This is a genomic window from Ureibacillus thermosphaericus, from assembly GCF_012396605.1.
In the GTDB taxonomy this organism is placed as follows: domain Bacteria; phylum Bacillota; class Bacilli; order Bacillales_A; family Planococcaceae; genus Ureibacillus; species Ureibacillus thermosphaericus.
Genome location: NZ_JAAXPW010000028.1, coordinates 1 through 24350, shown reverse-complemented (window position 1 = coordinate 24350; position 24350 = coordinate 1). Strand labels below are relative to the sequence as shown.

The window sequence follows — 24350 nt, the reverse complement described above, 5'->3', positions numbered from 1 at the left end:
AGTTCATTCATTACTTACCTAATTGGGAGAATGACTAAACGGTTTTGGTTACTGTTTATTACGATTTATCATTCGTCTTGCGGTTTCGTTTATTGGCAACATTGTGGTCAAATTCTCTTGCTATCTCTTCTGCTCTTTTTCTTCTGTTATATTTTTGACTGCCTGAATTAAGATTCATTTTATTTTTCTTTTTCATCCTTTTCACCTCCGTTGTCTTATTTTGTACAACTTTAGGTGAAATTGCGTATGCCACAATTTAGCAACATCATTATTTTGAAATTGTTACTTCAAAAGAATCAAAGATGATTTCTTCATTATCATTGTAAAGTTTCGGTGTAATGATTAGTTCTTTTGTTCCGCTTTGAATGTTTGCAAACGTAAAAGACCCTTTCGCCGCGTGTTTCGTCGTACTGCCTGTCAAATTCGTAATCATTTCGTAAGTATTACCGAACTCGTCTTTCACATCAAAACCAGTCACATACGGCAAATTGTATAGCGCGTAATTGGACGGCATCTGAATCTTGTAATGAAGATTGATTGTATAGCCAGTTATATCAAGTGAAGGAACAAAGATTGTAAAACCATTTTTCGAATCTCGATAATTGGCTTTTATTCCTTTCACATCAATCTTTTTTAAGTGAAATTCATAAGCCCAATCACCTTCAAAGTTTTCATTTGTATCATGATTCCAAACACTTCTAGGATTCCAAGTTAGTTTTACAGTGCGTGGCGATCGTCCATTTAATTCAGGTGTCAGCGTAATAACCCCAACATAAGATGTATCTGACCGTTTTTTCGTCCAAGTAACGGAAGAGCCTTCGATTTCTCCATTGATTTTAATAGGCTTATCAAAACTTGGATGTTCACCTAAATCTTTTTCCGTTTCAATGGCAAAGGTAAGCGTTACTGTCGTTCCGTCGTAAATTGCATCAACAATTTCAATTGTAATTCCATTGCTTTCTTGAATGGCATCAATTCCCGTTGCATAGTCTTCAAAATACTGAAATTGCGATGTCTCGCCTTTAAAATATTCGACAATTTGGTTAGCTAATGGGATATGGGAAGCGATTGTTGGCGATAAAAAGACTGCGGTTGAACCAATTCCTCCAGCAAGTAAACAAGATGCAGCGATATATTTCATTGAATGGTTCTTTTTTTTCTGTAAAACAAATTGTAATACTCGTTTTTTCTCAAAACGGCTGACTTTTTCAGGCTCAATTTCATCCACATTTAATTGAAGCATTTTCTTTAATTCATCCATTCTTTTCACTCCCATCAGAAAGGATTTTTCCTAACTTTTTCTTCCCTCGATATAATCGATTTTCAACGGCAGATTTGGTAATTCCTAATGCATCTGCAATTTCTCCATTTGTAAGATCTAAGTAATATTTCATTAAAAATAGTTCACGTTCTGACTCAGGCAATAATTGCATTTTTAATAAAATCCTTTCTTTTTGTTCTTTGTTCAAATAAAGCAATTCCCCCGTTTCGAAATTTATTTGTTCATTGGAATGCTCCAATGAAACCACTTCCATTTTTTTCTGTTTTCGATATATGTCGATCGCTTTATATTTTGCAATTGTGCCAATCCATTTTTTTAATTCTTCTTCACTTCCCCTAAACTTGTCACTATTTTGCCAAACAGCTAAAAAAACATCATTTATACATTCATCAACCGCCCAGTTTCCACATGGTTGTTCTAAAATTTGTTTAGCGATGGCCTTTACATAAGGCATATATGTATCAATAACATAAGCAAGTGCTTTTTCATGTCTTAGCTTCAATTTCGAAATCACATCTTTCACTTGCTTCACTCCTTTCACTTATACCAACGAAAAAAGCTGAAAACACTCTCGTAAAAACAAAAAAACATATCCTCTTTCATGAGAGATATGTTTCATTATATAGAAAATGTTTTAACTTGAAGGAGGCTTTGTAATAAAATTCCGAACTGACCTAAAACTTTTGTAATTCTTCAATCCAAGTAATGATTCTCCGCGTACGTTGGATATTGAATGGAGGGTTTTTACTTTTAAAAAATTCCAATACTTCTTCTAATAAAGAAACATAATAAGATTTCTTCATTTTCCAAAACTCAAGCATTTTTGGAGGCAATCCTTTGCAATGGACAACTCCGCCAAACTGATCATGCCATTCATAATCCCCACGAAAAATTGCACGTCTGCCGTCCTGAAATAAAAATTCAACAATTTCATAACGTTCATATCGTTTTCTTTCAAGTTGTCGAACATCACAATCAAATAAAGCATCCATCCATTCTAGACTATGAATGCCGTACCAATAATATCCTGGCATCTTCTCTTGTAGTGGTAAAGGACCAAACCCATAGAGAAATTCAACGTCATCCTTATGAATGCCTTTTAATAGTTCGCTAAATCTGAGACTTGAAGATGAAAATATAGGCGTTTCATATCGTGTAGCCAACTCAACCATCCGATCAAAATTCTCTAACCCAATGGTAATGGGTTTATCAATGAATATGGGTTTCTGAAAGGAGGCGATTTTTTCAAACCATTGCAAATGATTTCTTCCGTCAACCGTTATAATCCACCAAGCATCTACTTCTTCATTCAATGTCTGAACATCATCAAATTCTGGTATATGATAGGATAGTAATACATTTTTATATTTTTTGGCTCGGTCCCGACTAATCGGCAAATCTTCAGAATAGCTTTCAATAAAACCACTAAACTCCACATCGTTTATATAAAAAGAATGATTTTCATCATGTAACATACTCGAAAATATTTCAACATGGGAAGTATCATTACCGATTAATCCGATTTTCATAACTTGCCTCCTTAAAGACATAACATTGTCTAGGTCTACCTCTGCCATTTACTTTTTCCAAACCGAAAAACTCAATTAAATTGGAATCTAGCCAATTTGAAATAATGCGATTGGCAGTCCGTTTTGTAACGTTTAAATTAATGGCTACCTCATCAGATGTAAAATAATTTAAATTGTTTTTCAATAAATATTTCTTAATTGTTTCAATTTGCCTCGTTTGAAATTCTTTCTCATGATCTGTTAATTGATAAACGGTCGGTATATTAATAATAATTGGCCCGATGACATTACGTTCTTCATTGACGATAAACGCAATATTCGTTGAATGTTGCTGACATTGCTTTAATGCCACATCTGCATGGAAAACTGAAACAGGGATGGACATACCAAATCCTACCCCTAACATCACCTTTAACTCTTTATATTGATTGATTTCTTTAAAGATATTTAGAACTTTATAGCCTTCCGTTATTCGTTCAAAATCGCCTCGATAAGCAATGAAATGATATTCAGTTTCACTCACGGGAATAATATAGCCATACATATCATCAACAAATCGATAAAGGGCTTTTTCTAACTTATTTTTCACTCGTGCTTTTTTATTTAGCGATTGTACATTTTGATCTTTAAATTCTATTAGGAATTTTCCGTATATCACTTGGTTCTCTCTTTTTCTTCTTTGAGTCGAAGAAAGTAAAATTCGTTCAATGCAAACGATAATATCTTGTTGCGTCGGTTTCAGCCAAACGACTGGAAGATGATATTGTTTAAGGGCATCTTGCACTTTCTTAATTGAAGTAATAATTCCTACATTGGATTTCCCTTCAATTGCTTCAAGATGACGTTGTACTATTTTTTCATATCCCTCTACTATTCCTAAATGTTCAACAATTGTATAATCAATTCCTTCAATTTCACAGATCACGCTTTGTATATATTCTTTAGCTAATCCATCGATGCTAATAAATTGAATTGGATGATCTTTAATTAAGTAAAAAAGAGCTTCAAAAAAACCAGAACCTTTTAAAGGGATGTAATATGATTCAATGGAATCATTTATATGATCTTTTACTAATAAGTAGGTTGTCCTACTGGAATACAATATGCAATCGACTTTATTCATTAGCTCTTTTGTAAAAGTAATCGCATCGTAAATTTCATCGGAAAATCGATAGACTACTTCAATATTCGGAAACATTGAAAAACTTTTTTTGATTAGTTTTTCAATCCATGTTGGCCCAATAAAGCCTATTTTGATCATCCCATTCAACCTCCAAATAAAGAATAATCGAATGATTTAATCATAAACCATTCGATTACTATTTTCTTATACTGACTGCTTATTTAGAAAATTTTTTACAAATTCATCATCGTGAAGATGAGGGTACAATTTATAAACTTCATCAATTAATTCCAACTGTCCTTTGCTCAGCACTTCCCGTTCGCTTAAACATTTATTCGAGCGAATTAATCCTTGTCGGCGCAATACTTCATTGATACCTGCAATACTTCCTTTAAAATGATTATGCGAATCGAAAAATGCTGCATTTGCATGGGTTACTTCTTGAGCAATCTTCATCCATTTGGAATGAATAACATCTTTTTCCCGTTCTTCTTTAATGCTACGGAATAGTTCCACAGCTTTTGAAGTCCAGACTGCCCAATGACCTAACAATCCACCGGCAAATCGTTTCTTCCTAATTTCACCATCGACTTCCTCTTCAAATACTGTGAATAAATCATGAATTATTGAATCGTCATTGCCTGTATAAAGGGCAATCTCATTCCAACGGCTTGAGTGTAAGACCGCCCGTGCCACATCTATTGTTAAATACCTGTCGAAAGGAGCGACTTTAATTGCATAGGCATTCGGAATTTCACAAAACTGTTTCCAAAAATCAGTCGTAAATATACGGCCACCAACTGCTGGCTGTAAATAAAATCCTATAATTGGAATAATAGATGCAATTTCCCTTGCTCGTTGCAACAATTCTTCTTCAGTATAATGAAATAGCCCATTATTGCTTAATAATACAAGATCATATCCAATTTCTTTTGCAAATTGTGCTTCTTTTATCGCTTGCTCTATTTCCCCACTGACCCCTGCAATTTTAATAAAATCCGATTTTGCATGAGCAGAAATTTCCTCTATAGCTGTTTTTAATACTTGTTGATAAAACTCGAAAACTTGGTGAATCTCAAACTGTGTCGTATGAACTCCAACCGCTACACCATCTACCCCCGACTCGATATAATATCGTGTCAATAGACGTTGCGATTCTTCATCAAAAGATTTATCTTCAAATAATGCTAACGGGTGAGCAGGTATAAATGCGCCATCCATTAATTTTTCTTTTACCACATCTCTTAACATTAAAACTGCCCCTTTCGCTCTTGGAAATGGCTCGGTTTATTGAGAAGCTCACCATTATGTTGAATCCAATCGGCAATTAATTGAATCATTTCTTTTACAGAAACGGATGGATAACCAAAAGTTTGATGTGCTTTCGACGCATTGCTTAATAATGCTGTATCCGCTTCTTCACCAACGATGTTAGCTTCTTTCCCAAAGATTTTGGCAAATTCATTTGCTAACCAACGTACCGATAACAATTCAGGTCCCGTCACATTAAAAATTGTCGGAGGTGAAGAAGCATGTATTAATGACCGAATCGCAAACTCATTGGCATCACCTTGCCAAATGACATTTACATGCCCCATCGTTACATCTATCGGTTGATTATGATAAACCGCTTTTGCAATTTCCACTAACACGCCATAACGAAGATCAATTGCATAATTCAGACGAAAAATGGACATCTTCGTTTGATTTTTATGAGAAAAATACGTAAATACTCTCTCTCTTCCTAAAGTCGATTGACCATACTCTCCCACCGGATTAGGTGTAACCGACTCATCACAGCCACCCGTTTTTACTTCTGTTAGCGGATAGACATTCCCTGTAGAAAATACGACGATTCTTGAATCTTTATAATGCTCGGCAACACGTCCAGGCAAGTAGCTGTTCATCGCCCAAGTAAAATGTTCGTTTCCAACTGTTCCAAATTTATTTCCCGCCATAAAAATGACATTTTTGGCCTTAGGTAGTTGTTGAAGCTCTGAATCATTTAACAGATCACAAGAAATTGTTTCGATACCTTTCGAATTTAGTTTTGTCTCTAAATCTTTATTTGAAAATCTTGAAACACCGATTACTCGCTGATTTGTCCCCGCTTCATTAATCGCATTTTTTAATAGATAGGCTAGAGTTGGCCCCATTTTCCCTCCAACCCCAAGGATAATAAAATCACCATTTAACTTTTTCACATCCTCAATTAATGCTTTTGTTGGAGTAGACATAAATTCTTCAAGTTGTTCAACTGTTGCAATCATTGCTTTTCCTCCTAAGATAAGAATATATTTTTGAAGTTATTAAATGCTAAATAAATGAGTAGCAATAACCCAATAATACCGAGTACATTACTTAACAATTTATTTTTCAAGTCCCCCATAATTTCTTTGGAGTTGGCGATTACTAAAATGGCAATTGCGATAAACGGAACTACAAAAATCGTCACACCTTGAGCAAAGGTAATTAAGTTCACAGGGTTTCCGTCAAAAATTAATGCAATAAACGAACCAAACAGCATTACAATAATGATGGCGATTTTCACTTTCATCGATGATAATTGATGCCCTAACCCCAGACCATCAGCCAGTAGCCCGCCTCCAATTGTGGCATTTCCTATTAATGATGAATAGGAAGCACCGAATAAACCGAGTACAAAAATAAACACTGCAAAACTACCAAATGATGGTTTTAAAATACCCGCCATTTCAATAGCATTGTTCACCAAAATTCCTTCAGGCTTTAATACAGTTGCAGCAGTGATCATGATTAAGAATGAAATAAATCCTAATAAGAATATCCCGAAAATTGCTTCAAATTTACTCTCTTGAACCTCTTTTCGACCTACTCCTTTTTCACGCACTAAATACGATTGATAGATAGCACCTACGATTGAGAATGAAGTCGCTATTAAAGCAATTACTAGTGCCATACTACCTTCAGGGAATCTAGGTACAAATCCGCTAAAAATGTCGACAATCGAAGGTTTTACGATGATTAACGTAATTAAGAAGGCGAATAACATCAAAATGACTAAAGCCAACATCAATTTTTCCAGCACTTTATAAAATTGCGTTAAAAATAATAAAGCTACGCCAAGTAAAGTACCTACAATAATCCAAACTTTTGAACTGATACCAGTAATCGCTTCAACCGCAATCCCCGTTCCAATTGCATTCCCAGCTTGGAATGAAGAACAAACTAAAAATGCACCAATTCCAATAATGACCCCTGCCCATTTCCCCCATTTTTCTTTCACTAGATTAATAAACGTATCTTTTCCGGCAATCCCTATTCTTGCTGCCATTTCTGTATAACAGGCCATTAAGATGACAGCGACAATGATAGACCACACTAATTCAGTTCCATAAATTGCGCCAATTTTTGAGTTTAATGTGATGGAACCTGGCCCTAATACAAGTGCCGAAGTAATAAGACCAGGACCTAAAATTTTCAAAAATTTCAAAAACCCATTTCCTCCATTTTGATGATTCCCAGAGATTGAAGCATTTACCTCTTTGTCCTTCATCACCATTTCTTCCATCCCCCTTTTTATTCAGAATTTTCTTTAATTTAATTTTATTGAAAATCTTAGTCCTCGAACACGACCTAAAATTGTCCTTAAATCAATAGTTGAATTTCTTTGATTTTATAAGCACTTTAATGAATTCAGAAGAACAGGCTCGGAGACTTTTGCGGATACCATCAATCGAGTAGGAGGGAGCGATTAACTCCCGTCCTCTCACACCACCGTACGTACGGTTCCGTATACGGCGGTTCAATTAAGATGATTGACGCAAGTCTTTATATAACTTCCGTGAATAGCTGTTCTCTTTATGCCAGTGGTCACTCCACCCTCCAAGAGGTCTTCCACGGGATTCACCGCTTCCTTCCTCAAGTGAGGTACTACGTTTTCTGTGTTCATCATGACTCACTGAATGCCAAGGGCTATTCTCTCTTAATTGTTCGGTCCTTCTCAGTTGTTCTAGACCAACTAATACTATGACCTCTGCTGACTTCTGACGGTTCAGCTACTTATCACTAAGTAGGTTATGAAGCGTACTTCACCTATCCGCCAGACCTCCCCGGGTAAGTACATGCACTTTCACACCATCTATCCGCCTCATTTACTCGATATGACCTTCGACAGAAAGAGCTTTGTTTTGTTTCGCAAACTCACTCAATCATACCTAGCCTTATATGAGGTTCGTGTTCCTCGGACCGGTGTTTTGCCTCCAGCTTCCTTCAGATTCCGCGTCACCACGGACACCCTTGCTCTTGGCTAACCTCTACTTCTGTCTTCGGGGTTCGGGACTTACACCCTATAGTTCATGTACATGCCGGGCGCACGAAAAAAATGCACAACGAGCAAGATACTCATTGTGCATTTACGAAAAACAATTGCATCCATTCAAATCATATAATGTTGTAAGTTAATCATCCATCTTCATTTGTATCATTTCACCTGTTGTCCCATCGATTTTAATATCGATGTCTTGTGTTTGATTTTTATACTCAATAGTATATATTGGTTTTCCTCTTTCTACTTCAAGTGACCAACCAATTGGAGAAAGGTCTTTTACTTCATCATTAGTAGCTGCCTTTTCAATAGCTTCATTTGGTTCTATGATATTTGAAAAATCTAAAGCTTCATCACGATTGACTTTTGATTCAACTTCATTGACTTTTATTTCTTTCGTCGTTGCATCAATTTCTACTTCATACTCTTTTGTAGAATCATAACCATCAATATCATAATACAATTGACCAAAATCTGATTCTAAGTCAATCGACTCGATCTTTGCATCTGGATAAGCTTCTTTAAAGATATCGATTGCCTCTCTCATCGTTACAACAGGATTTGTAATATTGGATTCATTTTGTGCAATAGTCGATTCATTCGAGTTGTTTGTCGTATTGACTTCAGTTGTAATATTTTTTGCATTCGTGCTACATGCAGCTAGTAAAGATAGCGTGAATCCAGCAATGATTAGTTTTTTAATCATTTCTATACTCTCCTTAATGGCATATTTCGTATTTATATTTTGAACAATTCTGTGATAAACATACTGTTTTGTAATTCTGTTGTTAAATTGTGAAGGCCTTCCTTGAATTCACTATTGCGACTTTTGCTATTTTCTAGGAAATAAACTTTTTTAATAAAATTAAATAGTTTTCAGCTTTCTCCCTCTCAAACAATTGCATGATAGCGTTAGTATTGTGTAAAAAACAGAAAAAAGCACCGCCAACAACATTAGCGGTGCCTGTAAGGAAAATCTACATCTTGCTTAATGTTTCCATTATCAATAATTGTTCCCATTTTCCTGAAGAGTATGTAATAAAGGGAGAAACAGATGGTCCACTTACTCGGTTAATCTATATTGACTACTTTGATTAACCGAAAGCCAAAAATTAAGGAAATAATGTATCCAATAAAGGCTAACAATAAAGTGAAATTGTTAAAGCTAAAATTGATTGATACAAGTGTTAAAATAATTATTCCTATAAGTAGATACAACATTTTATTCATATTTCTAATTATAACTTTAACTTTTGGTTCGATTATTTTTTTAAAAGCTTTAATAGAGAGCTATAAAACCTATCAGTAACATTGCAAAAATTGGATAAATTATAGAAGAATATGAATTTTTGAATGTTATATTTTGAAGTTTATACAAAACATCTACTAACAATAATAGTCCTGTTACATAAAAAACGATACCTATACCATAAACATATTTCCTATACATTAAATTCCCTCCAATTGCATTACACTTATAATCTATTTTGATTATTATGTCTATTAATTTTGAACATTTTTTACTATTTATTCTATTTATGGTATATAATACACTATACTAAAAAAAGGAAGTAATTACAATATGAGTAACAAGATACGAATAAAACAGTTCAAAAGATTGATTCTACAGCAGCGGATGCAATAGCAGACGCTAATTATAAATATATTAAACTCGTAGGAAACGTTGCAGGTCATATTGAATTGCGATTTACCGCAACAGGAAATTATTATATGCATGATACTTATATAGGTACTTCTCGTTATTGACTAATAAGTTTCATCGGATAAACCGCTATTCTAACAGCTCATGGAATTTTGTAGTGAACAAGATTTCATGAGCTTAAACGCTGGATTCTATACTACTAAATATGGTGATGTTATCAGAACATACAAGAGTTCAACAAATCTTTAAAAAGTAACCGCCTAATTAAAACTTTTAGATGTTTTGTAATCATTAAATCAACATCAAAAGGTACTTTTTCAACGAGTGGTTCAAGTGCTAAAACACATGTTAAGTAAAACCCAAAAAATGATTTTTTCTAATCTATTTCCATGAAAAAGAAAAAAGCCCGAAACCTCTTTAAATATCAAGGATTTCGAGCATCTGATTAGTTGATTAAACTTATTCGTTATTGTACAAGTAGCGTCCTAGAAGGGATTTATACCTAGAAAAAACATTGTGAGAAAAAGAAAGCCATACCCGCTAGAAACGATTCCAAGATAGCTTCTTAAAGATTATATATCTAGGTGGAGTTCCTCACCGAATCTAATACGATATACTTTTACCATTGCCTGAATCCGATCAGAAACATTTAATTTTTTAAATATATTTGTTACATGATTTTTTACTGTGTGCACACTAATATTCAAATAATCGCCCACTTCTTGATTATTTAAACCTTCTAAAATTAAATATAAAATCTCTTTTTCTCTAGGAGTTAACGTCTTTAAATCCGTCAATTCATCTAACTGTTCACGACTAATTTCTTTTTTCTCTTCTAGACTATCTTTTGTCGATTCAAACATTGCCTTATATACTTTCATAAATATTTCATTTAATTCCGCACTTAAAAAATCGAATCGTTCCTCGTCCTCCTTTTGAAAAATTACTTTATAAATAAACAACAATAATTTAATTTCTAAACTTTCATCTTTGGCATTTTTATTTTCATTTATATAAGGATATAATTTTGTCATAATTCCCCATTCTTTAGTATTGTTAATATAATTTTCTAAAAATTCCATACGATAAGGGAGAATTTTACATATATTCACCACATTTTCTTGACAATCATTTTCTACTTTAAGAATATCCATTATATTTTTTGCAAACTTAATGGATATAGTTGATAAATGATATTGTCTCTGATTCATTTCTTGCATTCCCTCTTGAAGCAAATGAAAAATGGATTCATCTTTTTTCCCTTGATTAAAAGAAACATTGTCTTTATCCCTTAATAATGTGATGATCAGGTTCAAAAGATAGATTATTTGTTGCTCATTTTCTTCATCTTTCAATACAGTATAAAATCCTCTGTTCTCCATAGAAAAGTGAATGTATTGCTCATCTACCCACAATGATGCTCTGTTATTTGCTTTTGCCTTTTGGTGGCGTTCCACCCCTTCATTGTCCATTTTTCCTATGAAAGAAAACTCGTCGTTCAATGTAAAACATGCAAATTTTCCATTATTCAACGTATGACATAATTTCAAAATTTCATTTGCAATCACCTTGCTGTCACGAACGTTCATTGCAAGATCGAGAAAATCTAGAAAATGATTAAAAACCATTTGAACATATTGATAGTGATGGATTTTGGATTGAATCATCTTCTTTTGAAAAATTAAGTCGATAATAAATCTCATGGATTTTAATAAATTTTCACTGATGATTTCATCTCGAAAACTTCCTCCAAAGATAATGCCTTTCACTGTATTATCTTGTTGTATAATATAGCCAAATAACTGTTTCGGAAAAATGCCGTACCTATTTAAAAATTCAGGATTCTCTACACTAATGCCTTTGTTCCAATAAAAATCTTTTCCCAATATAACAGCTTTACCAAGCAAACCCTCTCCCATGTAAAACCGTTTTCCTGTTAAATGACGAACATTTTCGCCATTAATATGTTGAACCACAAAAACATGATTCTCATTTTTCGTCGCAATCCCTAGAAAATCAAACGCTTTTATTTGTAAAAACTCGTCTAATATCCGATAAATGTTTTGTTCATCAAACCGATTTCCTTCCAATTCCTTCATATTTTGAAGAATATAAACGAGTTTTTCTGGAAACAAAAATTTTGTTTCAACGTTTTCCCGATTTACGAACAAATGATGTAAATTTTTAATCTTACTTAATTGCTCTTCTAATTCTTTATCATTGAATATTTTTAAAGGTTTTTGTAAAGCACAATCCATATTTGATTCTACTAAAAACGGACCTGCTACTAAGAAATGTTGTGATTGCTTCAACTTAAAAACAGGTGTAATGAAATAGAAACAGCCTTGTGGGCTTGAACAATCTGCCAAAGAAATAATCGTAGATGTATTCAATTGAAAGGCAACATTTCTCAATTCAGATAAAAAAGAAGCTGAACTATTGTCGAGTACGCAATAATGACTTTCACCTGCCATATAGTTAATTTCCCCGTCAACATTAACTAGAAAAAGGGGAAGTCCAACATATTCGGAGTAGGCTTCCATTAAATCTTCTATTACCTTCACTTTTTATATCAGTCCTTAATACTTTAATAAAATGGTTATATTATTTGAGAATTTCGTTGAATTTTCCAATTAGTTTTCAAATAAACACAACATAAGTGCTATAAAATCATTATAAGTTGTTCCTCTGCGACTGACCCTCACGCTTTCTTCGCAAATAAATTGCGAAGAGGAGAAACGTTTGATGTAACCACCGCAGAAGCAAATAATTACAAAAATATTTATCATAAGTATCTAAACCTGACTTAAAAGTTTTTCATTTTTTAGTCAGACCCATTATTTCGCATTTTGGACTTCTAAAATATTATTTCTTTTATTAAATTCTTTCAGTTTATATTGATCTACGATTCATAAAATGGAAATGATTTCTTTCGATATACTCGATATAGGTAATTGCTTATCCACAAGCCCTGCTTCATATACCACTTTTGGCATTCCATATACAACACAAGTTTCTTCAGACTGAGCAATAATTGTTCCTCCATGCTTTTTCACAGCAATGCATCCTCTCAATCCATCATCCCCCATACCTGTTAAAATAATTGTAATCATTTTCTCTTTCGCTATTTCGGAGACAGATAATAATGTAACATCAATGGAAGGTTTATATAATGTTTCAATATTGGTGGTCGTTACTTGTTTGACTATATAATTTCCAAATTCATCCTTTTTCAAAGTTGTTTGAATGCCTGCTGGCGCAATATAAACTACACCTGCTTCGAGGCATTCATTTTGCTCTGCTTCTTTTACTCGTAATTGACATATGCTATTTAATCGATCAGCCAAGGGTTTTGTAAATCCGGGAGGCATATGTTGAATTACTAATATCGGAATTGGAAGGGGGGAAGAAAATTGGGTGATGATTTTTTGTAAAGCCGCTGGACCACCCGTTGAACTACCAATAATAATAATTTCCTTATCACTCTTCATTTGAATTTCTCTATCTTTTTTCTCCTCATTCATAGGGTTCCTTTTTTCTTCTGTCCGCATTGACTTTAATCTTAAAGCAGCATCTAATCGTTTATAAAAATTTTCCAATGGATAGTCCTTCTGTTCAAGAAGCTGACTTTTCAATATACAATCGACTGCACCTAATTCCAACGCTTTGATTGAAATTTTTTCATCATTAGTAATCATAAACACTGGTACAAATCGCTCCGCTTTGGCCATTATATATATTAACGTCTGTAAACCATCTAGTATAGGCATTTCATAATCTAGTGTAACAATGGATGGCTGTAATTTTTTTATTTTCTCTATTGCATCCATACCATTTCTTGCTTTTCCAATGACAGTAAAATTTGGAGAAGCATTGATAATATCACTAATTGTTTTCCTCATTAAAGCCGAATCATCTACGACCAACACTCCATGTTTATTCAATTATTATTTCAGCCCTTTCGATAATAGAAAGTACCATTTTCATTCAACGTTTCAAAACCAATCTTTAGGTTTGAAATCGTTTCAGCATGCCCTAAAAATAAATATCCTCCTTTTTTTAAAGCACGGTAAAAGGACTTTACTACTTTTTCAATTGTTTCTTCATCAAAATAAATAAGAACATTTCTGCAAAATATTACATCAAACTCTTCATTCCGACCATTTTCTACTTCTTCTAATAAATTTACATACTGAAAAGACACCATCTTTTTCACTTCATCTTTAATTCGATAATTATTCTCCATCTCATCAAAATACTTTTGTAACCAATAAGGAGGAATTCGTCGGAAAGCAAGGGAAGATTTGCTGTAAATTCCTTCCTTAGCTATCGATAGCACTTTTTTATTTATATCTGAACCGATAATGTGAACCTTTTTTGGTTTGTAATGATCCAAATCCATTGTCATCATCGCAAGGGAATAAGCTTCTTCTCCAGTAGAACAACCTGCACTCCATATTTTTATTGGCTGTTGCACTTCTGAAGCAAATTGTGGCAATATCTTTTGTTGATATATGTATAATTGTTTGTCTTCTCGGAAAAAGTAAGTTTCATTGATTGTTAGCAAAACAATTAACTGATCCCATTCGGATGGATGCTCTTGCAAATATCGAATATAGCTCCAATATGATTCTATATTTAACTGTCTTAAACGTTTGGATACTTTCATTTTCAAGGAAGATATATTATTTAAGTAGTTTAATCCACAATAATCATATACTACTTTTCCTAAATAATATAACGCTAAGTTATCCATGTTCTTGCCTTTCTCCTATTAACATAATCAAAGTAATGAGGATGGTTTCCCATCCTCATTTTCCAGTTATTTATTTTAAAGTGATTGCAAAATTTTGGATTTCATTATTTTTTTGCTTTAATTTACCTATAGCTTTAGTTAGATGATTTAATTCTTTGTCTGTTTGTTGAGATGAATAAGAAAGTTCAAGAATTACTTTTTCAATATTTTTCACTTCAACTAATGAAAGCTGTGTAGAATCGTTAATAATTTCATTAGCATTATGTTGAACAAGCTCAAAAGCTTTCATCATCGTTTCATATTCGGTTTTTAATTGGTTCATGGAATCAGTGATTTGATTGAATATATTGCAAATCGATATAGTCGCATGAATCATCTCTTCTACTCCACTAGACTTTTCTGTTGTGGATTCTGCAATATATTCTGCTTCAGATAATATTTCATTTGTCATGGAAACAATTGAATTAGATTCTTTTACTTGAGTTTCAATCTCATGATTGATTTGTTGCATTTGTTCTTTTGCATGATGAATTTCTTTTGTTATCTCTTCTACATCATTTACTTGTGTCGCCATCGCTTCTGTTAAGTCATTTGCTTGATTTGCCACGCTTTCAATTGTATTCACAATCATTTGTACATTTTGCGATAATTGATCTGTTGCGGTTGTAATTTGATGCGCTTCTTCTCGAATCGTTACGATTTCATTATTGACATTTTCAATACCTTTCAATTGCTCTACAACCGACTGTGTTACTTGATTTGATTGATTCGTAACATTTTCAATATGGTTTACTAAATTGATGGCTTGTTTCATTTGTTCATCCATGGCAGTGGAGATTTGTTTTACTTGCTCCCGCGCATTGATAACTTCTTTCATCACATTTTGAACAATCACTTTTTGTTCATTTGTTGCGCGATTTACGTGTTCAGATTGATTTGTTACATTCAATATAGCCTTTACAATTAGTTCTGCTTGTTTTGATTGTTCTTGCGTTGCAGTTGTAATTTGGCTTACTTGCTCTCGCGCATCCATAACGCTTCTAACAATATCTTCTACCCCTGCTGCTTGCTCTTTTACTGCCTCCGTTACTTGCTTTGTTTGTTCAACCATGTTCTCCACTTCAGAAGTTATAGAACGTGCTTGAATTGCCTGCTCATCTGTTGCGACTGAAATTTGTGCTAATTGATCACGAGCATTATTTATTCCATCAATAATTTCATTTACAGCTGATGTTTGTTCAATTGTGGCATTTGTTACTTGTTCCGTTTGATTTGTAATACTTTCTAACAGGTCGCCAATATTTTTGGCATGGTTCGCTTGTTCCTCAGTAGCTGTCGTAATTTGTCTTAATTGTTCTCGTGAGTTTACAACACTTTTAATAATTTCTTCGACTCCACCTGCTTGTTCTTTCGTCGCTTGAGTAACTTGCTCTACTTGAACTTGCATGCTATCCACGGCAGTCACGATTGTTTGGGATTGAGCAGCTTGTTCCACAATTGCTTCTGAAATTTGATTTAATTGTTCACGAGCATTAACAACCCCTCTAATAATTTCTTCTACCCCTGCTGTTTGCTCGATTGTCGCTTGTGTCACTAGATTCGCTTGATTTGTTACGTTTTCTACTAATTTCACAACATCTTGTGATTGTTGAGCTTGCGCTGTTGTTGCAGTAGTGATTTCAGAAATTTGCATATTAATATTTTCCACGCTACTTACAATTTGCTCAATGGCATTACTTGCTCGAGCGGAAAGTTTGTAACCATTTTCGACTTTTTGTTCTCCAACTTCTATGGCTTTAATCGCGTCAGATGTTTCTGCTTGGATGCCTTTAATTAGAGCAGCAATTTCTTTTGTTGCAGCAGCTGTGCGTTCGGCAAGTTTTCCTACCTCATCGGCTACTACGCTAAATCCTTTACCGTGTTCTCCAGCTCTTGCAGCTTCGATTGCCGCATTTAACGCTAAAAGATTAGTCTGTTCCGCGATGTCGTCAATCACTTCAATGATGCTGCCGATTTCATCAGAGCTTTTTCCTAGATTTTGCATTACTGACGATGCTTGTTGAATGACTTTTCCAATCTCTTTCATTCCTTCAACAGATTCCAGTACAGCTTCTCTTCCATTTATGGCATCCTCTGTTACCGCCCTAGCAAATCCATTGACATTTTCAGCATTCACTGCTACTTGTTGAATGGATGCAGCCATTTCTTGCATTGTAGAGCTTGCTTCTTCGGCAGTTGCTGTTAAATTTTCTGCATTTGCGGCAACTCCTTTAATCGATTTCCCCATTTGTTCAATCGATGTAGATACTTGTTCAACAAAGCTTGCCGTATTTTGCGTATTGCCTGCTACTTGTTCTACAGAAGCAGCTAATTCTTGAATGGATGAAGATATTTCTACTGTTGAGTTTGACAATGATTCTGCATTGTTAGCTATCCCTTTAACTTGGCTACCCATTTCTTCAATAGCCGCTGAAACTTCTTCAATCGATGCTGCTGTACTTCTCGTATTGCCAGCTACTTGTTCTACGGATGTAGCAATTTCTTGCATCGCTTCTTTGACATTTTTCAAATTGTCAAACAAGACCTCCGCATTGCCTGCAATTCCCTTGCTTGAATTACCCAATTGTTCTACAGCAACAGAAATTTGTTCAACGGAACTGACTGTGCTCGTAACATTCCCTGCAACTTGTTGTATAGATGAACTTAATTCTTCAATTGCTGCACTTGTCATTTCAACAGATACTGTTAAATTACTTGCATTATTTGCTACCCCATTAATTTGTTGTCCCATTTCTTCAATGGCTACTGATACTTCCTCTACTGATGCGGATGTATTCATTGTATTTTTTGCAATTTGCTCAATAGATGACGCTATTTCTGTTATACCATCAGATGTTTCCTTCGCTGACAAAGTGAGGCTTTCCGTATTTTCAGATACTTGTGCAAAGGATACAGACATTTCTTCGATAGCAGAAGCAAATTTTTCAACAGAATCTGTTGCGCTTTTTGCGTTGCCTGCTACTTGTTGAGTAGAAGCTGCCATTTCTTGTACAGAGTCATAAGCTTCTACAGCAGTTTCTGTTAAATTTTCTGTATTTGCGGCAACTCCTTTAATGGATACAGACATTTCTTCAATTGCAGCAACCATTTGATCAATTGAAGTAAAGGTTGTTTTCGAGTTTTCTCCTATTTCAATCAAATAGTTAGCAAAATTTCTCATTGTATTGTGCATGTTCTCAGCTGAGTCAGTTAAACTCTTTGCGTTTTCTGTAACACCAGCGATGGAAGTTCTCATTTGTTCCAATGACATTGAAATATTTTCAAAAGAAGTGGTAATGTTTGCAGAATTTCCTGAAACTTGCTGCATGGATGCGACCATTTCTTGAATTGAGTTGGAGATAGAATGGGCAGATTGTGTTAAACTGTCTGCATGACCAGCTATCCCTTTAATTTTACTTCCCATTTCTTCTAAAAAGAAGGAAATTTCTTCTGATGACGTAGAACCACTTACCTCACCGAAATCTAGCTCTTCTATTTCCGTTATCATTCCTTTAAACAACTGAAAGGCCTCATTACTAGATTCTTTTAATTTTTCCGCTTTTGAAACAACTCCGTTAATTGCTTGAAGCAATGTTGAAATTTCTACTTTTGTCTGTTGAAGACATTGAATACTTACTTCGTTTCCATCAGTTATAACATTTGTGATATCAGTTAAATCATGATATTGTTTTTCTAACTCTGTTGCAAATCTTAAAATTTGTTGTTTATGTTCTTTTGTTTTATTGAATAAAACCATGCCTTTTGCCTCCTAATATGTATTTTTATTTCAGCGATTTTAATAATTCTTCAAACGCCAAAATTAAAACAATTCGTTCCTTCACTTTACTAATTCCCTTGATTAACGAGGAAAGATTAGAATATTGCTTTTTCTGTGGATGCTCGATTGATGTTTCGCTAATTTTTAATACTTGCGTTACCTCGTCTACTAAAATACCGATATCCTCTTCCCCAGCTTCTAAAACAATCACTCGAGATTTTTTTCCTTTCTGTACATCTGGTAAATTGAATCGTTTTCTTAAATCAATGACCGGCAACATTTTTCCTCGAAGATCCATTAACCCTAACACATCGTCTGGGGCCTCAACGACTTTTGTAATCGGTGGTGGCAAAATAATATCTTTTACCTTTTGTATTTCAATACCATATTCTTCAGAATCTAATTTAAAGGTTACGAACTGTTTCTCATCATTCAGTTCCGTTTTTGATAACTCGTCTTTTTGCTCTTGAATAAGTGTTCCGTTATCCCGAACAACCGATGAAACATCCAAAATTAAAGCGATGCTGCCATCCCCCATAATTGTCGCTCCAGATATGAAAGGCGGTGAACCGATATAAGAACCAAGGGATTTGATGACAATTTCTTGATTTCCAATCATTTTATCTGCAATAATCCCTACTCTTTTTTCTGCAATTCCTACAACTACGACAAATTCTCTCTTTTTGTCTTTTTCGTTTTCATTTTCTTCTCCAAGCCCTAAACGCTCTTTCATACGTACTAGTGGCAGTACTCTTCCACGAATTACCCCCACTTCTTGACCATTTACAATTTGAATGTCACTTTTATTTAACCGAATTATTTCTAAAACATTGACAAGGGGTACAGCAAAGGTTTTAGTTCCAAATTTAACAAGCAGCGAACGAATAATGGCTAAAGTTAATGGAAGTTTAATCGTAAAGGTTGTTCCTTCTCCAATAATTGATTGAATATCAATTACTCCATTAAGCTTCTCGATATGCGTTTTCACAATATCCATTCCAACGCCTCGTCCGGAAATGTCGGTCACTTTTTTAGCGGTAGAAAATCCTGATTTAAATATTAAAAACATCGCATCTTCATCGTTTAACTTCCGTGCATCATCTTCTGAAATAATTCCCTTTTCAATAGAAGCCTTTTTAATTTTTTCTGGATCAATACCTCTTCCATCATCAGTAATGGAAATGACAATATGATTTTCCTCATGAAATGCACGTAACACAACGCGACCACTTGCAGGCTTCCCCAACTTTTTCCGCTCTTCTGGACTTTCAATTCCATGATCAATAGCATTTCTTAATAAATGGATTATTGGATCGCTAATTTCCTCAATTAATGTACGGTCTAATTCCGTTTCCTTTCCTTCCATCACAAAATCAATTTCTTTTCCTGCTTGTCGAGCCGTATCTCTTACCATTCTTGGAAAACGATTAAATAATTGCTCAATCGGCAACATTCTCGTTTTCATCATGCCTTCTTGCAGTTCTGAAATTACACGACTTAAGTGATTCGTTACATCATCTAATATTTCAAATTCATGTTCCGTACTCATTCCCATTTGTAAAAAACGCCCACAAACATCGACTAATCTTGTTTGATCAATAACTAACTCACCAACTAGATTCATTAAATATTCCAGTCGATCAACATCGACTCGTACCGTTGTAGCAATTTTCCTCTTTTGCTGGTTGGCATTTTCGTTCTGGTTTGCTTCTGTCGTTTCTACCTCAAGCGACTCTTTTTGTATTGATGTCTCATTGAATAACGTCGACTTAGAGATTTCTTTTATCGTTACTTGCTCTATTTCAGAAAGATGGTTGATACATTCTAACAATTCTTCCCTCGTTCTCTTCGTTAAAACAATGAACACCATTTTCCCATGGAACTCTTCTTCACTTTCCATTACTTCGACGCTTGGAAAGGAAGCAATAATCTCTCCCATTTCACTGATAGTATTTTGTATTAAAAAAGCACGAACACTTTTCATTAAGGAATCTTTTAATAAATGAATCTCAATTTCATAAGCGAGATGTCCGAGCGTAAAACCATTTAAAAGAACATTTTTTTGATAATCATCTAACACATATTCCATCGATTGTTGCACCAACTCCGCTTTGGTCTTATGTATATTTGAATCAACATGAAATGCTTCTAAGTGTTCGATGAAAGGTTGAATATCCATTTCATCTAATGTTCCTTCAATAATGGATTCTTTCATTAGTCTAATTAAATCAATGCAGTCAAGAATGACATTGATAAGAGTAGGAGTAACTTGGATCTTTCTATGTCTTATTTGATCAAAAACGTTTTCTAAATGATGGGTAAACTCTTTCATCTTTTCAAAGCCCATTGACGCAGAGGAACCCTTCAATGTATGAGCAGCCCTAAAAATATTTTCAATCGTTTTAATATTGTTTGGTTCCTTCTCTAAACGAAGAATTTCTGCATCTAATATTTGTAGTTGTTCATCTACCTCATCTAAAAAAACACCTAAATAGTTTGATACATCAAATTCAGCCATAATAGCACCTTCTAACTAACTTGATGGTTTTCATATAATACTTTTTCTAGATTTAAAACACCGATTACTTGATCTTTATGTTTTGCAAAAAATATGACGACATCTTCTTCTAATGTTTGGTTAGAATTTGGCTCAACATGCTCTTCATCAAATCTAGTTACCATGTTTATTTTGTCTACCAACAATCCAATATTTTCATTTTTACCTTGCACAATCACGATTCTGTTTTTTTTATTTTTATTTGGAATAGGCAATTGAAAACGTTTATGTAAATTAACGACTGGGATGATATTTCCCCTTAAATTAATCACTCCTTCAATATTTGGGTTGATGCCCGGTATGCTAGTGATGGATGGAACTCGTAAAATTTCTACTACTTCTTCAATGGAAAACGCATATAATTGTTCGTTTAGTGAAAAGACAACAAACTGATTTTCATCAATTTGATCTATGCATTTCATATAAGCGCATCCTTTCCGGAGAAAATATACTATTATTTTGGACCTATTTATAATTTTTGAGTATTGTAATATATTCCTAATACGATAAAAAATAGATAGTATTAATTAACTAAATGAATCGTGAATTACTATAAGACTATCTAATATGTTTTAGGGAATGACTTTTGTTCATATAAAAAATCGATATATAAATTGATTTGAATAATTAAAATAGGATCCTTTCTAATCATTTTATGATGTTCACATTAAGGTTTGACTAATGAGTTATTCGGAACTAGTAATATATTCCCGGTATATAGGAAAAAGGGGTTGATTAAAAAAGTGTTCAAAAGGTATTAAATGCCAAAATTAAATAAGTTTAGAGAAGATAAAAGACTGAGGTATTACTAAGATTTGAGGTAAAAGGGGGGGAAGTAAATGCTCTATTACATTGGAACTGTTCAAACATTAACGATTGTGTTCATTGCGATTCTTTTTCCTATTAAAGATTTTATAAAAAAGTCCTATGGCGCTAATTGGAAAACACTTGAAAACATATATTTTTGGTGTTAATGACCATCCCCTTCAATTGAAGTGCAGCACCACGGATTTTTGGTATATTTATTGAGTATTTCAGTCTAGGATTGATACACATTTGAATGTTTCATGCCATTTATTACAGGTGACAGATCAGCGAGCTAGTTCTTATTTTGAAAAAATTTTTCCGGAAACAATGTAGATCAATTATTCATTTTATTCTCGGTCGTATTTCCATAAGGTTTTTATAGTGTTCAATCGGATTAGATTTGCTTGCACACATTTGATTTAACCTACCTTGTCCCAAATTGATTAAATCGTCGTGTTCAGCGTTTGGAAATGAAACTAATTCTTTCTACAACATTCTCTGACCATTTGTGTAAGGATTGATGTGGTAAAAAGATACATTTCCAGTTTCAAATAAAGGTGATAGAGCGTTTTTGCGCGTTTTTTTCCCGTATGGATTAACCGGAAAAATGCCACTGACTTCATCTTTCAACATATCGATTACTGCTGACCCATTTGTTTTATCTTCAATGTACTTACTGCGAGCTTGTAACATTTATCTGATATAGCACAAATTACTTTGATTGTTTCGGAGAAGTCCTTGCGATGATAATCGAAAAATTTCACCTTTACATGTCCGCACACCACACAAAGTCACCTGTGGAGAAATCTTTGAAAGTGCAGTTCCAAGATTGACACTTTATCAAAATGTGTAGGCAATATCATCACATCATCAGTTAGTTTTTGTTGTTTTGTACGAACGTAATAGCGCATCCATTCCCGCTTAAAGATGTTACCTCCTGCAGAAGAAAGTCAATGTAGATAAAGCGCTATACAGGTGTGAGAACCAAATTCTGTTTTTTTGTTCTGCGTATTCATTTCTCATCGAATCTCAATTCTTGACAAAGCGGTTCAACAATTTTACGACCAATTAAATAATCTTCATACCAACGTGTCATGATAACGATTAATGCAGCACCGTCATGCAAACGTGTAGAAAGTGTTGCTACCTATTCATCCTAGATGTTATCTCGAATAACTTGTGATGTTATTTCTTACATACTTCTTAATCGAGCATTAAGTCGGCATGACCAGTGATAGAACCGCTTTTACCGGTTGCAATCATTCCTCCTCGATAGCCCTCAATTCCTCATTCTTTTATTTCTGCATTCAATTCAGTTAATTTCAATCCAAATAATTGCGAAAAATCGTTATTTCGATCGACCAAATTTTTTTGTTAAACCATCTGAATTTGTAGCAGTAATTACACGTTTATCTAGATTTTTAGCTAAATTAAAATCCGGGAACGTTTCCGCAACAGTCATAGATTTACCAAACAGTAGTGGCTACTGAAATTGCTTTCTGTCCGCTATGCACAGAAGTACATTAAATCTATTACCACTTTTTTCACTACCTCATCATCTTACATTTTTAGACAATAATAATGGAAATTCCTTCTTAATTCCAAACAGTTTTATTTTCCCACCTTATTCATGAGATTTAAAAATCGTATCTATTTTCTTATGCTTTTGATATGACAAATGTTTTGCAATCATTCTGGTTCGTTCACATCTTTCAATCTTGATTGTGGATTACATAACACTCATCCTTCGTTAAAAATGAAAAAAACAACCGAAATTTTTTCGGCTGCTTAGGGTTATTGTCCATTCTTCATTGTTTATTATAGAATAGACCGAAGCAGATTTATTAAGCGGTGTTACATTCCGCCCCAATACTACCTTCCATTGTACAATTTAAATTCACTTCACCAGTTTCATATGTTTTGTTTTAATTAAAAATACTATTCAAATAACTTTTCTATTTCATCTAAAACGTTTTTTTCTTTTTCTTGTAAATTTTTTTCAAATTCTAATAGATCTCTTTTTATAACTTGAATACCTTCATCAACTAAATGGAATGTAAAATAATATAATATAAAAATTATATTATTAATTACAATTTCAAGATTTATTAAATGCAGATTTATTTGTTCTTCACTAATCTTATTGTAATCTACTAAATATTTATGAGGCGTAAAATTATCCTTGTCATTTACATGAACTGCTCCGGATAACTCAGAATATAAATCAAATAAATCTTTCATAATTTTTTTTATTGGTAAAACAGTATAGTATTCAATAACAAAATTCGTTAACTTTCCAACTTTATGGGTATCTTGCATACTTTTTAGTTTTTTTAAAGTTTCAGTAGCTACATAAATCCCTTGCTTTTTGTTTTCGCGATATTTGTAAACGCTAAACTAGAATCAACAGTTTTCCACAAATAGAACTCAACAGAATTCCCCAAATAAGATTAAACAGTTTCCCCACCATCAATCACTTTCAAATATACTGTTACTAGTCTATTGAAAGT

At 33.8% G+C, this 24350-nt stretch carries 18 protein-coding genes; 1 reads left to right on the top strand and 17 read right to left on the bottom strand.

Annotated elements, in window-relative coordinates:
* Positions 1 to 58: 58 nt before the first annotated feature.
* From HF990_RS11030 to HF990_RS10960, 15 genes are all read right to left on the bottom strand, one after another.
* Positions 59 to 196, bottom strand: a complete 138-nt coding sequence (locus tag HF990_RS11030) for a hypothetical protein (protein WP_168412600.1) — start codon at positions 194 to 196, stop codon at positions 59 to 61.
* 72 nt (positions 197 to 268) lie between these two features.
* Positions 269 to 1261, bottom strand: coding sequence for a DUF4179 domain-containing protein (locus HF990_RS11025; protein ID WP_168412599.1), 993 nt, complete (start codon positions 1259 to 1261; stop codon positions 269 to 271).
* Complete coding sequence (locus tag HF990_RS11020; RefSeq protein WP_016837216.1) at positions 1254 to 1805, bottom strand: sigma-70 family RNA polymerase sigma factor; 552 nt, start codon at positions 1803 to 1805, stop codon at positions 1254 to 1256. The genes HF990_RS11025 and HF990_RS11020 overlap by 8 nt, the downstream gene beginning before the upstream one ends.
* 151 nt (positions 1806 to 1956) lie before the next feature.
* The gene (locus HF990_RS11015) at positions 1957 to 2811 is read right to left on the bottom strand and encodes a Gfo/Idh/MocA family oxidoreductase (protein ID WP_016837215.1); all 855 of its coding nucleotides are present in this window, start codon (positions 2809 to 2811) and stop codon (positions 1957 to 1959) included.
* A complete protein-coding gene (locus HF990_RS11010; protein WP_096551424.1) occupies positions 2789 to 4072 on the bottom strand; it encodes a hypothetical protein in 1284 nt (427 codons plus the stop codon). The genes HF990_RS11015 and HF990_RS11010 overlap by 23 nt, the downstream gene beginning before the upstream one ends.
* A gap of 66 nt (positions 4073 to 4138) precedes the next feature.
* The gene (locus HF990_RS11005; RefSeq protein WP_168412598.1) at positions 4139 to 5185 is read right to left on the bottom strand and encodes a dihydrodipicolinate synthase family protein; all 1047 of its coding nucleotides are present in this window, start codon (positions 5183 to 5185) and stop codon (positions 4139 to 4141) included.
* Complete coding sequence (locus HF990_RS11000; RefSeq protein ID WP_168412611.1) at positions 5185 to 6201, bottom strand: NAD-dependent epimerase/dehydratase family protein; 1017 nt, start codon at positions 6199 to 6201, stop codon at positions 5185 to 5187. The genes HF990_RS11005 and HF990_RS11000 overlap by 1 nt, the downstream gene beginning before the upstream one ends.
* 14 nt (positions 6202 to 6215) lie before the next feature.
* Positions 6216 to 7475 (bottom strand): Nramp family divalent metal transporter, encoded by a 1260-nt coding sequence (locus HF990_RS10995; RefSeq protein WP_168412597.1) that lies wholly within the window; start codon positions 7473 to 7475, stop codon positions 6216 to 6218.
* An 898-nt stretch (positions 7476 to 8373) separates the two neighbouring features.
* A complete protein-coding gene (locus tag HF990_RS10990) occupies positions 8374 to 8946 on the bottom strand; it encodes a PepSY domain-containing protein (protein ID WP_168412596.1) in 573 nt (190 codons plus the stop codon).
* A 1529-nt stretch (positions 8947 to 10475) separates the two neighbouring features.
* Entirely contained in the window at positions 10476 to 12467 is a 1992-nt protein-coding gene (locus HF990_RS15320) for a response regulator transcription factor (RefSeq protein ID WP_210730801.1), read from the bottom strand.
* 345 nt (positions 12468 to 12812) lie between these two features.
* Positions 12813 to 13847: a chemotaxis-specific protein-glutamate methyltransferase CheB gene (gene cheB / locus HF990_RS10980; protein ID WP_168412595.1), complete on the bottom strand. Its 1035-nt coding sequence runs from the start codon at positions 13845 to 13847 to the stop codon at positions 12813 to 12815.
* A gap of 8 nt (positions 13848 to 13855) precedes the next feature.
* A complete protein-coding gene (locus tag HF990_RS10975) occupies positions 13856 to 14659 on the bottom strand; it encodes a CheR family methyltransferase (protein ID WP_168412594.1) in 804 nt (267 codons plus the stop codon).
* Between the two features lie 70 nt (positions 14660 to 14729).
* Positions 14730 to 18455: a methyl-accepting chemotaxis protein gene (locus tag HF990_RS10970; protein ID WP_168412593.1), complete on the bottom strand. Its 3726-nt coding sequence runs from the start codon at positions 18453 to 18455 to the stop codon at positions 14730 to 14732.
* A 25-nt stretch (positions 18456 to 18480) separates the two neighbouring features.
* Positions 18481 to 20994, bottom strand: coding sequence for a chemotaxis protein CheW (locus HF990_RS10965; RefSeq protein ID WP_168412592.1), 2514 nt, complete (start codon positions 20992 to 20994; stop codon positions 18481 to 18483).
* An 11-nt stretch (positions 20995 to 21005) separates the two neighbouring features.
* The gene (locus HF990_RS10960) at positions 21006 to 21455 is read right to left on the bottom strand and encodes a chemotaxis protein CheW (protein WP_168412591.1); all 450 of its coding nucleotides are present in this window, start codon (positions 21453 to 21455) and stop codon (positions 21006 to 21008) included.
* 417 nt (positions 21456 to 21872) lie between these two features.
* Here HF990_RS10960 and HF990_RS15245 point away from each other — a divergent pair, with 417 nt between their 5' ends.
* A complete protein-coding gene (locus HF990_RS15245) occupies positions 21873 to 22007 on the top strand; it encodes a hypothetical protein (RefSeq protein ID WP_281727724.1) in 135 nt (44 codons plus the stop codon).
* A gap of 319 nt (positions 22008 to 22326) precedes the next feature.
* Here HF990_RS15245 and HF990_RS15390 read toward each other — a convergent pair whose 3' ends face one another.
* Positions 22327 to 22533, bottom strand: a complete 207-nt coding sequence (locus HF990_RS15390; RefSeq protein WP_409373617.1) for a phage terminase large subunit family protein — start codon at positions 22531 to 22533, stop codon at positions 22327 to 22329.
* 1245 nt (positions 22534 to 23778) lie between these two features.
* Positions 23779 to 24159: a hypothetical protein gene (locus tag HF990_RS10950; protein WP_168412589.1), complete on the bottom strand. Its 381-nt coding sequence runs from the start codon at positions 24157 to 24159 to the stop codon at positions 23779 to 23781.
* Between the last annotated feature and the right edge of the window lie 191 nt (positions 24160 to 24350).